The sequence below is a fragment of the Kitasatospora sp. NPDC051705 genome (genome assembly GCF_044453265.1).
In the GTDB taxonomy this organism is placed as follows: Bacteria; Actinomycetota; Actinomycetes; order Streptomycetales; family Streptomycetaceae; genus Kitasatospora.
This window is the reverse complement of record NZ_JBITCO010000001.1, coordinates 316367-334122: the sequence shown is the minus strand read 5'-3', so window position 1 is coordinate 334122 and position 17756 is coordinate 316367. Positions and strand designations below refer to the sequence as shown.

The 17756-nt window shown below is 75.0% G+C and carries 16 protein-coding genes; 10 read left to right on the top strand and 6 right to left on the bottom strand.

Annotated features, from left to right (window positions below):
* The first annotated feature begins 30 nt into the window (after window positions 1-30).
* The 6 genes from ACIA8Q_RS01495 (at window position 31) to ACIA8Q_RS01470 (ending at window position 5447) form a co-directional block, all read left to right on the top strand.
* Entirely contained in the window at window positions 31-1098 is a 1068-nt protein-coding gene (locus ACIA8Q_RS01495) for a YafY family protein (RefSeq protein ID WP_360206311.1), read from the top strand.
* Between the two features lie 138 nt (window positions 1099-1236).
* Window positions 1237-1797 (top strand): RNA polymerase sigma factor, encoded by a 561-nt coding sequence (locus tag ACIA8Q_RS01490; protein ID WP_360206308.1) that lies wholly within the window; start codon window positions 1237-1239, stop codon window positions 1795-1797.
* Window positions 1794-2645 (top strand): zf-HC2 domain-containing protein, encoded by an 852-nt coding sequence (locus ACIA8Q_RS01485; protein WP_360206305.1) that lies wholly within the window; start codon window positions 1794-1796, stop codon window positions 2643-2645. The genes ACIA8Q_RS01490 and ACIA8Q_RS01485 overlap by 4 nt, the downstream gene beginning before the upstream one ends.
* Window positions 2646-2677: 32 nt before the next feature.
* On the top strand, window positions 2678-3487 hold the full coding sequence (locus ACIA8Q_RS01480; protein ID WP_360206303.1) for an ABC transporter ATP-binding protein: 810 nt from the start codon (window positions 2678-2680) through the stop codon (window positions 3485-3487).
* On the top strand, window positions 3484-4875 hold the full coding sequence (locus tag ACIA8Q_RS01475) for a hypothetical protein (RefSeq protein ID WP_360206301.1): 1392 nt from the start codon (window positions 3484-3486) through the stop codon (window positions 4873-4875). The genes ACIA8Q_RS01480 and ACIA8Q_RS01475 overlap by 4 nt, the downstream gene beginning before the upstream one ends.
* Window positions 4872-5447 (top strand): hypothetical protein, encoded by a 576-nt coding sequence (locus ACIA8Q_RS01470; RefSeq protein ID WP_360206298.1) that lies wholly within the window; start codon window positions 4872-4874, stop codon window positions 5445-5447. The genes ACIA8Q_RS01475 and ACIA8Q_RS01470 overlap by 4 nt, the downstream gene beginning before the upstream one ends.
* A gap of 37 nt (window positions 5448-5484) precedes the next feature.
* Here ACIA8Q_RS01470 and ACIA8Q_RS01465 read toward each other — a convergent pair whose 3' ends face one another.
* Together ACIA8Q_RS01465 and ACIA8Q_RS01460 are read right to left on the bottom strand one after the other, a co-directional pair.
* Window positions 5485-6330 carry a hypothetical protein gene (locus ACIA8Q_RS01465; protein ID WP_396316570.1) on the bottom strand — a complete coding sequence of 282 codons (846 nt, stop codon included), beginning with the start codon at window positions 6328-6330 and terminating at the stop codon, window positions 5485-5487.
* Between the two features lie 70 nt (window positions 6331-6400).
* Entirely contained in the window at window positions 6401-6613 is a 213-nt protein-coding gene (locus tag ACIA8Q_RS01460; protein ID WP_360206292.1) for a hypothetical protein, read from the bottom strand.
* A 263-nt stretch (window positions 6614-6876) separates the two neighbouring features.
* Here ACIA8Q_RS01460 and ACIA8Q_RS01455 point away from each other — a divergent pair, with 263 nt between their 5' ends.
* Entirely contained in the window at window positions 6877-8610 is a 1734-nt protein-coding gene (locus ACIA8Q_RS01455) for a hypothetical protein (protein WP_396316569.1), read from the top strand.
* A 313-nt stretch (window positions 8611-8923) separates the two neighbouring features.
* Here the strand turns inward: ACIA8Q_RS01455 and ACIA8Q_RS01450 are convergent, their stop codons facing one another.
* Complete coding sequence (locus ACIA8Q_RS01450) at window positions 8924-10240, bottom strand: tetratricopeptide repeat protein (RefSeq protein WP_396316568.1); 1317 nt, start codon at window positions 10238-10240, stop codon at window positions 8924-8926.
* An 85-nt stretch (window positions 10241-10325) separates the two neighbouring features.
* The gene (locus tag ACIA8Q_RS01445; RefSeq protein ID WP_396316567.1) at window positions 10326-11774 is read right to left on the bottom strand and encodes a DUF4331 domain-containing protein; all 1449 of its coding nucleotides are present in this window, start codon (window positions 11772-11774) and stop codon (window positions 10326-10328) included.
* A 551-nt stretch (window positions 11775-12325) separates the two neighbouring features.
* Between ACIA8Q_RS01445 and ACIA8Q_RS01440 the strand changes: the two genes are divergently transcribed.
* Window positions 12326-14023: a high frequency lysogenization protein HflD gene (locus ACIA8Q_RS01440; protein WP_396316566.1), complete on the top strand. Its 1698-nt coding sequence runs from the start codon at window positions 12326-12328 to the stop codon at window positions 14021-14023.
* A gap of 26 nt (window positions 14024-14049) precedes the next feature.
* The gene (locus tag ACIA8Q_RS01435; protein WP_396316565.1) at window positions 14050-14397 is read left to right on the top strand and encodes a hypothetical protein; all 348 of its coding nucleotides are present in this window, start codon (window positions 14050-14052) and stop codon (window positions 14395-14397) included.
* Between the two features lie 526 nt (window positions 14398-14923).
* On the opposite strand, the gene ACIA8Q_RS01430 is transcribed toward ACIA8Q_RS01435, so the two are convergent.
* Both ACIA8Q_RS01430 and ACIA8Q_RS01425 read right to left on the bottom strand, forming a co-directional pair.
* Window positions 14924-15187 carry a hypothetical protein gene (locus ACIA8Q_RS01430; RefSeq protein WP_360206276.1) on the bottom strand — a complete coding sequence of 88 codons (264 nt, stop codon included), beginning with the start codon at window positions 15185-15187 and terminating at the stop codon, window positions 14924-14926.
* 258 nt (window positions 15188-15445) lie between these two features.
* Window positions 15446-16984, bottom strand: a complete 1539-nt coding sequence (locus ACIA8Q_RS01425) for a PTS transporter subunit EIIC (protein ID WP_396316564.1) — start codon at window positions 16982-16984, stop codon at window positions 15446-15448.
* Window positions 16985-17280: 296 nt separating this feature from the next.
* Between ACIA8Q_RS01425 and ACIA8Q_RS01420 the strand changes: the two genes are divergently transcribed.
* On the top strand, window positions 17281-17694 hold the full coding sequence (locus ACIA8Q_RS01420; RefSeq protein WP_396316563.1) for a hypothetical protein: 414 nt from the start codon (window positions 17281-17283) through the stop codon (window positions 17692-17694).
* Window positions 17695-17756 lie beyond the last annotated feature (62 nt).

Sequence of the window (17756 nt, the reverse complement as noted above, 5' to 3'; positions counted from 1 at the left end):
CCGGTCCGGTATTCGTACTAGTCTGCGAACATGTCCCGACCGACCGTCCGCGTCCTGACGCTCCTGGAACTGCTGCAGTCGGGCGGCACCCGGACGGTGGCCGAACTCGCCGACCGGCTCGGCGTCGACGGGCGCACCGTGCGGCGGTACGTCGATCAGCTGATCGACCTGGACGTGCCCGTGGAATCGGTGCGCGGCCGCTACGGCGGATACCGGCTCGCCCCCGGGTACCGCCTGCCCCCGCTCATGCTCGGCGACGACGAGGCGCTCGCCGTCCTGCTCGGCCTGGTCGCCGGCCGGCGGGCGGGGCTGACGCCGGCGCAGCGCACCGCGAGCGAGACGGCGTCGGCGAAGATCCGGCGCGTCCTGCCCGGGCACCTCGCCCACCGCCTCGACACCCTCCTGGAGGCCCTCGCCTTCACGGACCGGCCCGCGGATCGGGACGCCCCGGGCCCCGGGGCCCCCGATACCGCCGCCCCGGACACCGGGGTCCTGCTCACCGTCGCCGACGCGGTGCGCCACCGCCGGCCGGTCTCCATCCGCTACACCGCCCGCGACGGACGCACCGGCGAACGCACCCTGCACGCCACCGGCCTCGTCGCCCACGGCGGCCGCTGGTACGTCACCGGCCAGGACGCCGGCCTCGGCGAGGACCGGACCTTCCGCCTCGACCGCATCGCCGACGCGCGGACCCTGCCCGGCACGTTCGAAGCACCCGAGGACGCCGACCCGGCGGAGCGCCTGCTGACGGGATTCGCCACGGCCGCCTACCGGCACGAGGTCACCCTGCGGATCCACGCGACGGTCGACCACCTCCGCGCGCACCTCCCCGCGGGCATCGCCCGCCTGGAGGAGTGCGCACCCGTGACGGAGGAGGGCCGGGCGGCCGAACGCTGGCTGCGCGTCGAGCTGCGGGCGGAGCGCCTCGACTGGCTGCCGCCGCTGCTCGCCGCACTCGACCGTCCGTTCGTCATCGAACGCCCCGACGAACTGCGCACCCTCGTCACCGCCCTCGCCGACCGCCTGGCCTCCTCCGCCCGCGTCGCGGCCGACGAGGAGCACCCGGACGCGCCGGGGCGGCGCCGCGACCACGGGTGACGGGCCGGCACCTCGGGACACCGGGAGGCCGGATGCCGGGGCGCCGGGTGTCGGGGGACCACCGATCCCGCGCCCGGAGCCGTGACGCAGGTCACAGCCGGTGCAGAACCTGAGCCCGGTCGCGGGCGTCTGGCTGGTGTGAGATCACGCAGGAGAGCACTGGACGAGCTGGACGAGGAACGCCTCCTCCGGCTGGTCGCCCGGGGTGACCGCGGGGCGTTCGAGGAGTTGTACCGGCGCACGTCGCCGTGGCTGGCGGTGCGGCTGCGCCGTCGCTGCGCGGACGAGCAGATCGTCGCCGAGGTCATGCAGGAGACCTTCCTGGCGGTGTGGCGCGCGGCCGGGGCGTTCGCCGGGAGCGCCGTCGGCGGCACCGCCGTCGGATGGCTGTGGACCATCGCGGCGCGCCGCCTGGTCGACGCGTTCCGCAGACGGGCCCACCACGCCGAGCCGCCGCTCGCCGCCGCCGAGCGGGTGGTGGTGCCCGCGGCGGAGGAGGAGGCGCTGGCCGCGACCGTCGGCGGCGACGTGGGCGACGCCCTGCTGCGGCTGGCACCGGAACTGCGCCAGGTCCTGCAGGCGATGGTGCTCGACGGCCTGTCCGTGCGGGAGACCGCCGTCCTGCTGCGACTGCCCGAAGGAACCGTCAAGACCCGCGCCCGGCGGGCCCGGATCGCGATGCGGGAGGCACTGGCATGACCGCCGAACACCCGTCACACCCGTCATACCCGACACACTCGTCACACGCGTCGATACGGCTGATCGACGACTACGCCCGCGGTGACACCGGCATCCCCGCGGACACGCTGTGGGCGCTGGAATCCCACCTGGAGACGTGCGCGCCGTGCCGCGGCTGCCTGGCGGCCTCCGTCACCACCGAGGCACCCGCCGTCGCCGCGCTCGTCGAGACCGTCCGCGCCGGACTGCAACCGCACCTGGACGCGGCCGTCCGGGCGCCCTCCCGGCGGTACCGCCCGAGGTGGCTGCCCGCCTGGACGACCCCGGTCGTCGCGCCGTGGCTGGCCATGACCGTCACCGTGACCCTGCTGGCGCTGCTGCTGGCCGCGGTCGGGGCGCCGGCGGTCCTGGGGACCACCTCGCCCGCGCTGCTCCTCGCGCCCGTGCTGCCGCTGTGCGCCGTCGCCGCCGCCTGGTCGCGCACCCTGGACCCGGCGCACGAACTGACCGCCTCCACCCCCCGCGCCGGTCTGCCCCTGATGCTCCGACGCACCATCGCGGTGCTCGCCGTGGTCCTGCCCGCGCTCCTGGTGGAGGGCCGGCTGACCGGAACCACGACGGCCGCCCAGTGGCTGCTGCCCTCGCTCGCCTTCACCTCCACGGCCCTGGCGCTGGGCAGCGTGATCGGCGTGACCCGCGCCGCCACCGGGCTGGTGGCCGCCTGGGCCGTCGTCGTCGCGGCACCCGCCTGGGGCACCGACGAGATCCCCGTCGTCCTGGCAGCGGACCGACTGCCCCTGTGGGGGACGCTCCTCGTCCTCGGCACCGGCACCGTGATCGCCCGCAGACACGCCTACTCGGCGCTGTGACTCCACGCTCGACCCTCGAAAGGGACCACCGCATGACACCCATCGCGAGTGCGGCCGACACCGCGCCGAAGACCTACGCCTGGGAGATCCGGGCCACCGGCCTGAAAGTCCGGGCCGGACGCCGGAAGATGGCCGTCGACGGTCTCGACCTCGCCCTCGGCACCGGCGCCCACGGCCTGCTGGGGCCCAACGGCGCGGGAAAGACCACCCTGATCCGGGCCCTGGCCACCGTGCTGCGCCCCGCCGAGGGCGAGCTGGAGCTGCTCGGCGAATCCGTGAACGGGAGGGGCGACCACCGGGCGCTGCGCCGCCGCATCGGCTACCTGCCGCAGGAGTTCGGCTACTACAAGCGCTTCACCGTCCGGGAGTTCGTCGAGTACATGGCCTGGCTGAAGGAGGTGCCCAAGGCGGACGTCCCCGGGGCCGTCCAGCGGGCCGTCGAACGGGTGGGCCTGGCGGACCGCGCCGACCACCGGATGAAGACCCTGTCCGGGGGCATGGTGCGGCGCGCCGGCATCGCCCAGGCCATCGTCAACGACCCCGCGGTGCTGCTGCTGGACGAGCCGACCGCGGGCCTGGACCCGGCGCAGCGGCTGCGCTTCCGCGAGCTGCTGCAGGAACTCGGTCGGGACACCTGCGTGATCGTCTCCACCCACCTGGTCGAGGACGTCGCGGCCGCCTGCTCCGACGTGGTGCTCTTCGCCGACGGCCGCCTCGTCTTCCAGGGCACGCCGGCGGACCTCGCCGCGGCGGGCGGCGACGAGTACCCGGGCGACAGCCCCCTGGAGCGCGGCTACTCGGCGCTGCTGCACACCTCCGAGGCGCGGGTGGGTGCCTGGTGAGCGGGCGTGTGCTGGGGATCGAACTGAAGCGCTCCGCCGCCCCGTGGGCCGGCCTCCTGATCCTGGGCGGCAGCCTGGCGTTCATCCACCTGATCAACGGTCTCTGGTGGTACGGCGCCGCGGCCTGGACGGCCCAGTGGACGACGATGGCGCTGACCACCCGGGTCATGCTGGCCTTCGGATGGCCGATCGCCGTGGGCCTCGGGGCGTTGCACGGGCTGCGCGACTCCCGCTCGCGGATGACCGAACTGCTGGCGACCACACCACGGCCGGCCTGGCGGCGGGCGGCGGTGCCGGCCGGCGTGACGGCGGTCTCGCTGGCGGCGGCCTTCGGCCTGCTCGTGCTCTGGGGCGCGGTCCAGGTGGCGCGCGGCGGCACCGCCTACCAGACCCTCGGCTGGCTGCCGATCTCCCTGGTGGCGGTGCTGGCCCTGGTCGCCGGAGCCGTGTTCGGCATGGGCGTCGCCCGGGCGCTGCCCTCCGTGCTCACCCCGCCGTTCCTGGTGCTGGTCTTCCTCATGGCGAACGTCCTGCTGCGGCAGTTCACGGACGGCGAGCTGCCCTCGGGCACGGTGTCGAACCGGTTCGCCCTGCTGTCCCCCGCGACCGACATGCCGCGGGAGATGCTGCTGACCCTGTCCGGTGCCGTCCACCTCGGCCAGACACTCTGGCTGCTCGGACTGCTCGGCACCGGCTTCGCCCTGCTGTGCGCCGCGACCCGCCGGGCCCGGCTGATCGCGCTGGCCCCCGTGCTGGTCGGTGCGGCGCTGGCGCTGCTGGTCCTCCCGGCCTCCGAGCGCGACTCGTACGTCGTCGACCGGGCGGCCGCCGCCCTGTTCTGCGACGGGCCGGTGTGCGTGACGCGGGCGCACGGCGCACAGCTGCCCGATGTCGCGCGGCACGGCAAGGAGGCCTTGCGCGTGCTGCACGACGCCCTGGGGGACCAGGCACCGACCGCGGTGCGCGAGGAGACCGGGCTGCGCGCGGTCGGCGACGACCGCACGCTCTCCGGAGACACGGTGCTGATCGACTTCGACGACCCGCTGCTCGCCCCCTCGGCGCGGATCGACCTGACCCGCCTCCTGGTCGGCCAGGGCCTGGCACCGAACTGCCGTCCGCGCACCACCCGGGAGGGCGGCGGGCTGATCGACCTGCCCGCGCAGAGCATCGCCACGAGCCTGGCCCTCGGTGACCGCCGGCTCGAACCGCTGCGGCTGCCCGACCCCGACGGCTACGCGCAGGCCACCTGGGAGAAGGCCGAGGCCGCCTGGGCGAAGGTGTCCGCCCTGCCGCCGGCCGAGCAGCGCGCCCGGATCGCCCGGGCGCACACCGCCGCGCTCTCCTGCGAGGACGGGCTCGTGGCGCTGACGGGGGAGGCGACCCGATGAGGTGGCTGGTGCTGTACGCGCGTTCCCGACGGATGCCCGTCTCGGCCGCTGCGGTCGTGCTCGCCGCGCTGGCGGTGTGGGCCTTGGAACAGGGCGGTGTGAAGGGCGGGGAGCCGGCCATCGCGGTCATGCTGCTGACCGCGAGCGTGGCGGCCGCTTCCGCCGGGCTCGGCGGGCAGGACACCGCGCTCGACCGGACGGCCGCGATCCGGTGGCTGCCCCGCCGTTTGGTGCACGTGCTGCTGATCGGTGCGGTCGCCGGGGCGGCGGCGCTGGCGGCGGTTCAGGTGGCGGGGCACGGGACCGTCCCGACCGCGCTCGTCGTCCGGAACGGCGCGGGCCTGGCCGGCCTGGCCGCGCTCGGGGCGGTGCTCTGCGGGGCCCCGTTCGCATGGATCCTGCCGACCGGCTGGCTCACGTTCACCCTCCTCGTCCCGCCGCCGGGCGGCACCGTGGGGGAGGTGGCCGCCTGGATGGTCCTGCAGCCCGAAACGGCGCTGTCCACCGGGACGCCGTGGCTTCTGTTGGGGGTTGGCACGCTGCTGTACGCGGTGGCGGGCCCGCGCCGCTAGCGGTCCGGGGCCGACCAGGGGTCGGCCAGGGGTCGGTTCAGGGGCGTTCGAGGTGCTGGAGGACGCCGCCGATCGAGAAGCAGAGCGCGCCGGTGAGGGTGCCCCAGTTGGCGACGTCGGCGCTGATCAGGGCGTCGGTGGCCGGGCGGGTGAAGGCGGCGAGCGCCGACACCATGAACAGGACGGAGCCGAGCTGGTTGACGGCGACGATCCACCAGCCCAGGTCGCGCCGTCGGACGCACGGCCGGTGCACGTGGCAGATCTCGACGAAGGCGAGGTGGCCGGAGACGAGGAAGAGCACGCAGCCGATGACGTCCGGAGTCCAGATCAGCCGGTTGACCTGCTGGACGCTCAGCCCCTGCAGGAAGGAGTCGAGCAGGTTGACGGCGAACACCAGGGTGCCGGCGAACAGCACGAAGGCGCTCAGCCAGTCCACCCGCATCGGCTCGTAGCTCCACCACCGCCAGCGCCGGGTCACCAGGGCGCCCGTGCCCCCGGGCACGTGGCGCGGGGCGTTGACGACCTGGAGCAGCGACACGTAGCCGCCGGTGTTGAAGAACAGCCCGCCGAGGAAGTAGATCCAGGCGCAGGTGGTGGCGTCGCCGGAGCCGAACTGGGCGACGGCGGCGCCGGCCGCGAACAGCGCCCCGCCGATGACGAAGGCGGTGGCGGCGATCGCGTTGAGCCGGCGCAGGCGCGCGACGGAGGTGCCGTCGGCCCTGGCGTGCCGGGCGGTGGCCGCCCCGGCGGGGTGCACGGCGATGAGCCCCCGGCGCCGGGCGAGCCGTGATTCCCAGACGGCGGTGCCGCCGCCAGGCGGGTGCCAGGTGAGCCGGGTGGTGAACGGTCCCGCGCCCTCGGCGCGCTGGTCGGGCTGTCCCACGGGCCGAGCCTAGACCGCCCGCCGGTCCGTCCGGCGGGCGCAACGCCGCCCGCCTGGACGCGGCGCCGGGCTACTTCCCGGGCGCCTGCGGTGACGGATCGTCGGACGAGCCCCGGGGCCGCCGGTCCCCGAGGAGCAGTTCCCACACCCGGCGCCGGTCACCCGAGTCCTGCGGGGCGATGCTCTGCACGATCCCCAGCGCGACGGCGGCGAGGACCTGGCCGGACGAGGCGATCACCCCGAGCGTCACCGCCCACCACGGGGCACCGCTCAACGCGGCCACGGCCGAGCCGCCCCCGGTCACGCCCACCCCGGCGAACAGGCGGGCCGCGGAGACGGCTCCTCCTGCCCGATCGCTGAAACCCGTACCTGCCGACCGTCGGCGCATCGTCGACCCTTCCCGCTGACCGTGACTCCGTGTACCGCTTACTGCTGCGCCGCTCACTGTGGCCGCGCCCGAGCCGCTGCGGTAAGGGCGAACACGTTGCGGTACGCGCGAACACGTTGCGAGGAAGGCGCAACAATGAGCACGGGAGGGAAAGCGCAATGAGCGACGAGCAACAGGACCGGGGGACGGACGAGTCGGCCGGGCGGAGCCTGCCCGGTGCGGAGGGCCGACCGCGCGCCCCGCAGGCCGGCCCTCCGGAGCGGCGCCGGCGCCGGCGGATCGTCTTCACCAGCGAACTCTCCGACGACCTCGCACCGGCCGTACGGGAACTGGCCGTCGCCCTGCGGCTGCTCGCCGGGCAGCTGGAGACGTCGATGACCGCCTACGCGGCGAGCCTGAACCGCAGCACCTCGACGCTCTCGCGCTACTTCAGCGGGATCGAACTACCGGGCGCGGACTTCGTCGAGCGTCTGATGGACGACGCGGAACGGCAGTCGGGCACGCCGATGGCCCGGGGCGGTCGGGAGGCCGTCCGCGCTTCCCACCGTGCGGCGCAGCGCCACCTGGCACCCAGGACCGCCGAACTGCAGGGGCTCCGGGACGAGGTCACCACGGCCCACCAGAGGGCGGAGGCGGCGGCGCGCACCGTCCGCATGCTGGAGGCCGCACTCGAGGAGGCCCACGAGCAGGCCCGACGCTGGTCCCTGGAGACCCGCCGCGCCATCGCGGACCTGAACGCCCGGACGGCCCGTCACAGCGTCGAACTCGACCTGGCCCGCAAGGACAACGAGCACCTGAGGGCCGAGCACGACCGGCTGCGCGGCTACGTCGACCAGCTCGAGCACGCCCTGGCCGCGGCCCGGACCAGGGCCGCCGAGGCCGAACACCGCCAGACGGACGCCGAACGACGCCTGGACGAGGCGGAGGCCGGGGCCGACGCACGCCGTCAGGAGGGCGCCCGCCGCCAGGCCGAAGCCGACGAGCTCCGACGGGCCCTCGACCGGGCACGACAGGACCGGACCGCCGCCGAACAGCGGGCGCGGCGCAGCGCGGCCGAGCTCGCACGCATCCGGGCCCAGGGCGGGGGCGGCGCCGAGGCGTCCCCGCCCCGAGGCACCGGGCAGGACCCGGAACCCGCCGCCGCGAGCGGTGCCGCGTCCGGTGCCGTCGGCACGGGAGGGCCGGGGACTGCCGACGGCACGTCGGAGGGCCGGAACGCAGCAGGCGGCAGCGGCGCCTTCCGGGGGTGGCTCGACCGCGTCCTGGTCGGCGACAAGGCCCGGACGCCCGCCACCCCTCGGCCACAGCAGGGGCAGCTGGGGCCGTCGGAGCAGGCGGGGCCTGCAGCGCGGAGGTCGCGGCGCAAGGAGCGCCAGGAGGCGGAACGCGCCGCCGCCGTCCGGCAGACCGCGGCGCGGCTCGCGCTCCACCAGGGGTACCGGACGGCCGAGCCGGTGGGGCGGGCCGGCGGGCTCGGCGGCTCCGCGGACCAGGCCTCGGACCGTCAGCGCCGCATCGGGGACTGGCGGGGGAGCACGATGGTGTTCGCCGACTCCGTCGAAGAGGCCGTGACGCGTCGCCAGGCCGCCGGAGACTGGGCAGGGGGCGCCGTGGTGTTCGCCGAGCTCGGCCGGGGCCTGGCGGCCGAAGGGCGCTGGGAGGAGGCCGCGGAAGCCGTCGACCGGGCGGTGGCCCTGCACGAGGGGGCCGGCGCCGCGGCCGCCGCGGCAGACCTGCTGACCGCCTTCGCCCAGGACCTCGCCGCAGCCGGACTCCGCCAGCACGCCGAGGTCGTCGCCGCCCGATCGGCGGTCCACCGGCGGGCCGGCAGCCGGACGGCCGGCGACCCGCCGGACGACGAGCCCCCCTACCGCCCCTACATGGGCCCTTAGGCGTGTCCGGGGGCCGGGTCCGCTCCGCTGCGGCACCGGCCTCCACAACGGCGCGCTGCTGGTCCGCCCCGACCACGTGATCGCCTGCGCACCGCCCTCGCCGCCCCGGACCTCCTCGCCGCCCTCGCCGCCGCCGCCCGCCGGGCGTTGGGAGCCGACCGCCCCCCGATCCGCCGACGCAGCGCGGCCCTGGCCGGCCCGCCCGCTCGCAGGCCCCACCCGTTCGTTCCCGCCGCCAGCGCGACCGCGTGCGCCGCCGCGACGACCGGCGCCGCTTCGGCCGTTGCTCCCGCTGCTGCCCCGGGGGCGGGCTTCAGCCGCCGACGGTGGTGAGGGCCGCGCGGGCCGCCGGTGCCTGCAGGGGGTTGAACGAGGGGTCGGTGGCGAGCGCCTTCGCCAGGTGGGTGCGGGCCTCACCGGTGCGGCCGAGGGCGCGTTCGATCTCGCCGCGGTGGTAGAGGAACAGGGCGTTGTCGTCCCAGCCGTGGGCGGCCGCCTGCTCGGCGAGGCCGATCGCCTCGGTGTCCGCGCCGGTGCGGTGCAGGGCCCAGGCCAGCGCGTCGGCGACGAGGACGCTGTGCCGGCGGTCCCATTCGGCGCGCAGCAGGCGGACGGCCTCGGTGGCGTCTCCGTGGTCGGCCTGGAACTGGCCGAGCGTGAGGTCGTCGACGACGCCGTTGGCGGCGGCGAGTCGCTGCTCGGCGGTGAGCAGCCGGTACTGCTCCCGGGCCTGGTCGTCGTGGCCGAGGGACTCGTGGAGTTCGCCGAGTTCGAGCAGGTACTGGGGGAGGGGGACGGCGGCGATGGCGGTGGTGTAGTCGCGGACGGCGTCATCGGTGCGGCCGAGGGCGGCTTCGGTGCGGGCCCGGCCGGCGAGGGCGGGGGTGTGGGCGGGGTCGGTGCCCAGGGCCTGCTGGTAGCCCGAGAGGGCCTCGGCGAAGTGGCCCGATTTCCGGTCGAGTTCGGCGAGCTGGTACTGGCAGTAGGCCTTGTCGGCGGGGTCGTAGGCGCCGCCGAGGGCCTGTCGGAGGGCGGCACGGGCGTCGTCGCCGCGGCCGTGCTGTTCGAGGTCGTACGCGGCGCGGGTGAGGGAGGCGGTGCCGGGTCGGCGGTCGAGGAGTTGCTGGACGGCCTCGGTGGCGCCGGCGTCGTCGCCGAGCTGGGTGCGGGCGTCGGCGAGGACGGCGTAGGCGAGCCAGTGCGCGGGCGAGGCGGCGATGGCCCGGTCGGCGAAGTCGCGTGCCCGGTCGAACAGATGACGGGCGTTGGCGAGGGCGCCGAGTCCGGTGAGGGCGTCGGCGTTGCCCTCGGGGGACAGCGTGAGCGAGCGCTGCAGCGCCTCGTCGGCCTTGGGGTAGTACGAGGGGTCCGCGGTCAGCCGGGCCTGTTCGACGTACTCGGCGCCCAGCCGGGCCCAGCCGGCCGCGTCGCCGGGCAGCTGCCGCAGCCGCTGCTGGTCCGCGGCGATCGCCCCGGCCAGCGAACCGCCGGCGACCGGCGCGCTGCCCGGCCGGCGTCCGGCCCCGGGCGAGGGCCGGGCGTCGCCGGCGTGGCCGCGGTCCAGCGCCCCGAACGCGGCCAGGCCGCCGCACAGCGCGATGGTGGTGAGCAGCAGCGGCAGGCGGCGCATGGGTGTCCTCGGTGGTGTGCTGGGGGAAGGGGGGCCGTGCGGGTGGCCGGCGGCAGTGCGCGGGCCACCCGCAGGGCGGGAAGGGTCAGTTGGGCTGGTTGACGGCCTTGTCGTAGGGCAGCGCGACGTAGGGGAACGCGGGGCCGAACGGCTTGTCGGCGGTGTTGACCTTGTCGCCGGCGGCGAGGGCGCCGATCAGGTGGCCCGGGGTGGCGCCCTCCATCACCTGCAGGGCGATGTCGACGACGTCGTCGGTCAGGCGGCGGCCGTTGGGGAAGCCCTGGAAGTCCCCGTTCAGCACTCCGAGGCGGTCCGGGTGCGCGGTGACCGGGGTGGACATGTTGAGGCGGAGTTCCTCGGCGGGGACGAACTTCTTCGGGTTGACGTCCTGGTTCATCAGCTGCGAGTTCAGGTCGACCTGGAAGGGGCCGCCGGTGGCCTTGGCGATGCCGGTGAGGAAGATCTCCTGGAGGTCGGTGCGCGGGGTGGCCGGCGCCGGGAGGCCGTAGATCGACTGGATCAGCTGCGGCACCTCAGGGTTGAGGACCTTGGCGACCACGGCGGGCTGGTTGTGGTCCTCTGACGGCGGAAGGGAGTTGAAGGCGTCCTTCAGTCCGGCGGGCAGGACGACCTCGTTGACCAGCGGGTTGCCCAGTCGCGAGACCTGGACGAACTTGCCGGCCGGCTCGGCCTTGCCGGGGCTGAGCTTGAGGGTCTGCTTCTCGGTGCTGGACCAGACCCCGATGACGGGGTTGCGGGTCGGGTCGCCCTTGTACGCGAGGCGGCTCTTGGGCACCTGGATGGAGAGGGAGTTGACGTTGTACCCGGCGAGGGTGTTCTGGCCGACCTCGGAGAGGTTGCCGCCGTAGAGCAGGTCGAAGACCCGCAGGTCGAGGAAGAACGGGTCGGCGGCCTGGGTCGCCACGGTCTGTCCGCCGCCCGGGAGTTGGACGGTGGCCTGGTTGCGCAGCCGGCCGTAGTCGGGCATCGACGCGCGGCCGGTGTCGGACGGCGCGGCCGTGCCGTGCTCGACCAGGGTGACCGGCTCGCAGCCCGGGCGCAGCTCCTGGAGCGTGTAGTACTGGCGGAACAGCAGGGTGGGGTCGGTGAGGTTGTTCACGACGCCGTTGTCGTACAGGAACGTGTTGGTGCCGCGCTGGTCCTCGGCGTGGAAGGTCCAGCGGTAGGTGAGGTCGGGCTTGCCGGTGCCCTGGGAGTCGATGTTGATGTCGTAGTGCGCGCCGTCGGCCCAGGGGTAGAAGTTGGGGCCGCCGTTGGGTTCCTGGAACGGGAGCCAGTTGGCGACCAGGGTGACGGTGTCCTGGTCGTCGGGGCTGGTGAAGGCGTAGACGTCGGTGTTGTCGACCTGGGGGTCGGCGGCGATCAGCGGGGCCTCGCGGTGGCTGGAGGCGGAGCTGACGCCCGCCCCGGAGCCGAGCAGCGCGCTGCTGGCCAGCGCCAGGCTCATGGTGGTGAGGAGCGCCGCGGCGCGGGCGGTGGACCTTCTGCGGGCAGGGCGGCGGGTGACGTTCATGTAGGTGCTGTGCTCGCTTCCATGACGGGCGTCGACCGCACCGGGCCCGGGTCGGGCCGGAGCGGGGGATCGGCCGGAGGGGCCGCATGGGGCACTGTGGACCGGATCCCGTCACCCCTTCGCGAGCGGGGCGCGTGCGGCCTGGTCGTCTCACCCGCACGGACCAGCGATGTCACCCGGCCGGTCGCGGCACAACCGGGCGCGCTGCCTTCGCAGTTGCAGTAGTACTGCAACTGGGGGCCGGTCGCCGGTCGAGGCGCCGGGGCTCTCGGAGAGGTCGCCGGTGCTTGCCGGTCCGAGCGGTCGATCATCCGTCAGGTGTTCGGGGGGCGGGAACGGGCGTCCGAAGGTGTTGCCCCAGCCGGGTGGTGCCGTCGACCGCGACGGAGTGGTGCCAATCCGGAGTCGCCCCCGGAACCGGATGGTGTGCGTCGGGCCGACCGGCCCGCATCCCACTTCCGCCGGTCCGGGCGTCGCCGCCGTGGCGGCGGCCCCGTCCCCGGAGGCCCAGCGTGGCGGTCCCACGATCCCTCGTCCGGACAGGCACGGCGGTGGCAGGCGCCCTGCTCCTGCTCGGTCTCGCCGCACCCCTCGCCGGCGCCCATCCCCTGGGGAACTTCTCCCTGAACCACTACTACGGCTTCACCGTCCACCCGGACGCCCTCGAGGTCCTCGCCGTCACCGACGCCGCAGAGATCCCCACCCTCCAGGAGCAGCCGAAGCTGGACCGCGACGGTGACGGCACCGTCGACGAGGCCGAACGCGCCGCCTGGGCCCGGGAACAGTGCGCGCAGACCGCGCAGCGCCTCCGGGTGACGACCGACCGGGCGCCCGCCGCGCCCCTGCCCTGGAGCACCGAATCGGCGCAGTTCCGCTACGAGGACGGCGCGGCCGGACTGCGCACCAGCCGCCTCGAATGCGTCCTGCGAACCGGGCTGCACGTTCCCGCCGCCGGCACCACCCTCACCGTCGCCAGCGGCATCGACCCCGGCCGGGTCGGGTGGAACGAGATCACCGCCCGCGGCGACGGCACCACCCTCGACCACTCCGACGTCCCGGCCCGGTCGGTCTCCGCAGAACTGCGCGACTACCCCCGCGACCTCCTCGACAGCCCCAGCGGCGCCACCCACGCGCAGTTCCGCGCGCGGCCCGGCGACGGCGCGGGCGCGGCACCGGGAACGGCCGCCAGGGCCGACCGCTCCGGGCCCACGGCCTGGCTCGCCGGACTGGACGCCCGCCTCGCCGAACTCGGCGCCGCCCGGCGGCTCACCGTCCCGCTCGGCCTGCTCGCCGTCCTGCTCTCGGTCGTGCTGGGTGCCGGGCACGCGCTGCTGCCCGGCCACGGCAAGACCGTGATGGCGGCCTACCTCGCGGGCCGCCGCGGCAGCATCCGCGACGCGGTCACCGTCGGAGCCACCGTCACGGTGACCCACACCGCCGGCGTCCTGATCATCGGCCTGGGCCTGACGGTGTTCTCCTCACTGGCCGGCGACGCGGTGCTCGGCTGGCTGGGCGTCGTCAGCGGTGCCCTGGTCGCCGCCGTCGGCGCCGGCCTGCTGCGCGACGCCCTCCGGCGCCACGACCTCCGACCCCACGGACACGTCCCGCGACCCACGTCGGGCACCGACGGCGAACCGGCCAGGGAACTGGCGCACGCCTCGGCGGCAGGCACCGGCCACCACGACCACCAGCACCCGCATTCGCACCCGCACCCCGTGGCCCATCACCAGCACGTGCACAGCGACCACGGGCCTGGGCACGGGCACGACCACGGGCATGGGCACGGGCACGACCACGGGCACGACCACGGGCACGATCACACGCACGATCACATGCACCACAAGTCCGGCCGCTCGCGCGGTCCTGGGCACGGCCTGTTCGGACACGGCCTCCATCACCACCACCATGACCACACCGCACCCGGCCGCCGCAGCCTGATCGGCCTCGGCATCGCCGGCGGCCTCGTCCCCAGCCCGTCCGCCCTGGTGGTCCTATTGGGCGCCGTCGCCCTCGGCCGCACACTCTTCGGCGCGGCCCTCGTGGTCGCCTACGGCCTCGGCATGGCCGCCACCCTGACCGCCGTCGGCCTGCTCCTGGTCCGCCTCGGCGACCGCCTGACCGTCGCGGCCGACGGCCCCGTCGTCGGCCGGCTGCGGCGCATCGCCCCGTACAGCGCCCTGCTGACGGCGCTACTCGTCCTGGCCGTGGGGCTGGGACTGGTCCTGCGCGGCCTGCCCGCCACCCTGTGAACCGCATTCCCCCGGAGAGCGCCCCCATGACAGCACGTCCGGTACGCCGATCGTCCCTCCTGGTCTGCCTCGCCCTCGCCGCGGCCCCGCTGCTCACGGGCTGCGGGAGCGAACCCGAGGGGAGCTTCGACGCCCAGCCCGGCACACCGTCCCCGACCTGCGTCCAGCACCAGAGCCGGACGCCGGGCACCCGCTACACCGGCGGCCAGGCGTCCGATCCGCGGGCGGTCCTGGAGATGATGCGCTTCTACACGGCCAACGGGACGAAGGCCTTCTGCGACGGCAAGCCGCCGACGGACACCGACCGCCGCTGGACCGACCTGTACACCGCGCTCGGCGGTGACCCGGTCCACGTACCGCAGCCCCGGCCGTAGCCGTAGGTGCCGTCACCGGACTCGGCGAGGCGGCGTCGCGAACGTCGTGAGAGGCATCGGGCAGGGGAGTCGACCAGGAGGAGCAGGCCACCGGCCCCGGTCTCGACGGTGTCCGGGCGCGCCGGGGGCGGGGCACGGACGTTCGTGCGTGGCGTCGGCGCCGTGAGGCAGATCGTGGTGGGCACTGAACCTGATCGCCGGGCCGGACGTCTGACTGAGGGAAGATCACGCAGGACCGCACTGGCCGCGCCGGACGAGGAGCACCTCCGTCGCCGGGCGGCCGGAGGTGGCGGCGTGGACCGGTGCGCACCGCCGAGAACGGCGGTGCGGCCGCATTCCCCGGGCCCAGGCCCACCCGTCCCATGGCCCAACAGCCCATCCCCGGAAAGGGAATGATGAAAGCAGGAATCGCCATAGCAGCGGCAGCCGGAATCCTGGCCACCGGATGCGTGGCCGTCAGCGTCGCCAGCGCCTCCTCACCGCAGGACGCGCGCGGCAACGCCGTTGCCGCACCGGCCTCCCTGGATCAGGCGGACCCGGACAGCTCCGAGGACGACTCCTCGGAGCTGTCGGCCGTGAGGCCGACGCCCACCTCGACCCGGGGACCGTCGAAGCCGAAGCCCACCTCGACGGGGAAGCCCCCGAAGCCGCCCAAGCCCACCGCGACACCGGAACCCTCGAAGCCGCCGAAGCCCCCGAAGCCCCCGAAGCCGACGCCCACCTCGGCCCCGGTGCCCTCGAAGCCGCCGAAGCCTCCCAAGCCGCCGAGGCCGACGCGCGGATCGACCACCGAGGATCCGCTGTCGCTCCCGGGCGACGCCGACCTGGACTGACAGGCGCCACCGCCACCGTGCCCCGGAGACCCGCCCCCCGCCTGGTCGACGCGCCGGCCGGTCCCGGGCATCCGTCCCGCCCGCACGGGTTCGCGCCGCACCCGCGCCGTCGTTTCGGCCCCGGCCCTCCCGCGCCGCTCCCGCGCAGGAGGGCCGGGGCCCCGGGTGCCACAGGACGGCGTCCCGGTCGAGGCCCTGGAGTTCGAGACCGTCGGTCAGCCCGTCGGCGGGGCGGTCGCGGGAGTGGTGGCGGGCTCGGCCGGGGCGGTGGCGGTGGGCGTGGCGGTGGGGGGTGTTGCCGGGTCGGTGTCGAGCCCGGTGAGCATCTCCCGGGTGAAGCCGAAGAAGTACGTGGCCAGGAAGCCCGCGGCGTAGCCGACCGCCAGGCCGCCCGCGTAGATCAGGACGGTGGTGCCCGGGTTCTCGTTGCCCTTGAGCAGGGGGAACAGGGCCCAGCCGGAGGGGCCGATCGCGGTGGCGCCGACCGTGGCGCCGAGCATGTTGAAGAAGCCGACGAACGAGCCGCCGGCGGCGCCGCCGACGCAGGCGGTCACGAACGGGCGTCCCAGTGGCAGCGAGACGCCGTAGATCAGCGGTTCGCCCACGCCCAGGAGCCCGGCGGGCAGCGCGGACCTGATGGTGGCGCGGATCGAGGAGTTCCTCCTGAGCCGGAGGAGGACCGCGATCGCGCAGCCGACCTGGCCGGCCCCGGCCATGGCCAGGATGGGCAGCAGCACGGTGTAGCCCTGCTGCTCGATCAGCGTGGTGTGGATCGGGATCAGCGCCTGGTGCAGCCCCAGCATGACCAGCGGCAGGAACAGCCCGCCCAGGAGCAGCCCGGCGAAGGCGCCGCCGTGGGCCAGCAGCCAGGTCGCGCCGGTACCGATGCCGGTGGAGACCTCGCCGGCCACGAACATCAGCCCGAACAGCGTGACCAGACCGGTGACCAGCAGCGTCAGGGTCGGCGTGAGCAGGACGTCCAGGGACTCGGGTACGAACCGGCGGCACTGCTTCTCGACCCGGACGGCGAGGGCGGCGGCCGCCAGGGCGCCCAGCACCCCGCCCTGTCCGGGGGAGAGCGTCTGGCCGAGGACGGAGACGTGGGCGACGCCCGCGTAGACGATCACGGCGGCGGCCGCACCGCCGAGGACCGGCGTGCCGCCGAACTCCTTGGCGGTGTTGTAGCCGACGAAGACCGCGATCAGCGACATGAAGCCGGAGGCGATCGCCGTCAGCGCCGGGCTGATCCCGGGCAGCCAGCCCAGGTTGACCAGCAGTCCGTTGACGCCGGCGATGATGCCCGCCCCGATCAGGGCCGGGATCAGGGGGACGAAGACATCGGCGATCCGGCGCAGCAGCAGCTTCACCGGGGTGGCGTTCTTCCGCTTCCGTGCCGCCCGCAGTGCCGCGCCCTGCGCGGCCAGCTCCTCGGCGGTCGTGGCGGCGGTCATAGCGGTCGTGTCGGTCGTGGTGGCGCCTGCCGGGGTGGCGCTGCGCTGCTCGGCGACGAGTCGCTCGAAGGCCTGGGTGATCCGGGCGACCGCCCCGGGGCCGAGCACGATCTGGTAGGTGTCGTCCTCGACCACGCCCAGCACCGCCGGCACGGCCTGCAGGGCCGTGCGGTCGACGAGGGACCGGTCGCGCAGACCGAGCCGCAGCCGGGTCATGCAGTGGGCGATGGAGGTGATGTTGTCCGCGCCTCCGACGAGAGGGAGTACCGCGGCGGCGGTGACGTGGTTCTTGTCGTCAGACATGGTCCTGGCCTTGCATCGCAGGGGTGTGTCGGAACGCTTCCCGGGGGACGGGCGCGTTACGCGGCGGCGGGCGGCGCGTCCCCGGGACGGCCTCCGACGTCGACGACGAACCTCGTTTCGATGACGGCGCCGTGACGGTGCGTCGACGACGGAAGATCGTTCGACTGTTACATGACAGTGACGTTTCGCACACAACCGGTGGCGCCGGGTGAGTCGTCCTCCGAACAGACAGCACCCGAACCGCACCGACCGTGCCATCGGGTCGAACGACCACCTCCCCTGAAAGGGGTGCACCCGTGATCGTCTCCCAGCGGAACTCCATGCGCCTGGCCGCCGTCGCCACCCTCGGCGCGCTGCTCGTCGGAACGGCGGGCACCGCCATGGCGGCCGCCCCGACCGCCCCCGCCGCCACCCCGACCGCCGCCACCCCGACCGCCGCCGCCACCATCAGCGCCAAGCCGTCGGTCACCACCGTCCAGGCCTGGCAGCTGTTCCGCGTCACCGGCACCACCACCGGCCTCACGGCCGGCAGCACGGTGACCCTGCAGCAGAAGCAGCACGGCGCGTGGGTCACCCTGCCCGCCTCCGTGCACACCGCCCACAACGGCTCCTACTCCCTCGGCGTCAAGCTCGGCATCAAGGGCCAGAACGAGCTGCGCATCGTCAGCGGGAGCGTCGCCTCGCCCGTCTTCGCCGTCACCGTGCGCTGACCCACGGCCCGGGCCCGCCGTCACGGCGGGCGACCCGGCAGCCCGCCGCCGTCCCGGACGGT

Coding starts and splice junctions, on each gene's coding strand:
- ACIA8Q_RS01495 (WP_360206311.1), top strand. CDS start 31: ATGTCCCGACCGACCGTCCGCGTCCTGACGCTCCTGGAACTGCTGCAG.
- ACIA8Q_RS01485 (WP_360206305.1), top strand. CDS start 1,794: ATGACCGCCGAACACCCGTCACACCCGTCATACCCGACACACTCGTCA.
- ACIA8Q_RS01480 (WP_360206303.1), top strand. CDS start 2,678: ATGACACCCATCGCGAGTGCGGCCGACACCGCGCCGAAGACCTACGCC.
- ACIA8Q_RS01470 (WP_360206298.1), top strand. CDS start 4,872: ATGAGGTGGCTGGTGCTGTACGCGCGTTCCCGACGGATGCCCGTCTCG.
- ACIA8Q_RS01455 (WP_396316569.1), top strand. CDS start 6,877: ATGAGCGACGAGCAACAGGACCGGGGGACGGACGAGTCGGCCGGGCGG.
- ACIA8Q_RS01450 (WP_396316568.1), bottom strand. CDS start 10,240: ATGCGCCGCCTGCCGCTGCTGCTCACCACCATCGCGCTGTGCGGCGGC.
- ACIA8Q_RS01445 (WP_396316567.1), bottom strand. CDS start 11,774: ATGAACGTCACCCGCCGCCCTGCCCGCAGAAGGTCCACCGCCCGCGCC.
- ACIA8Q_RS01435 (WP_396316565.1), top strand. CDS start 14,050: ATGACAGCACGTCCGGTACGCCGATCGTCCCTCCTGGTCTGCCTCGCC.
- ACIA8Q_RS01425 (WP_396316564.1), bottom strand. CDS start 16,984: ATGTCTGACGACAAGAACCACGTCACCGCCGCCGCGGTACTCCCTCTC.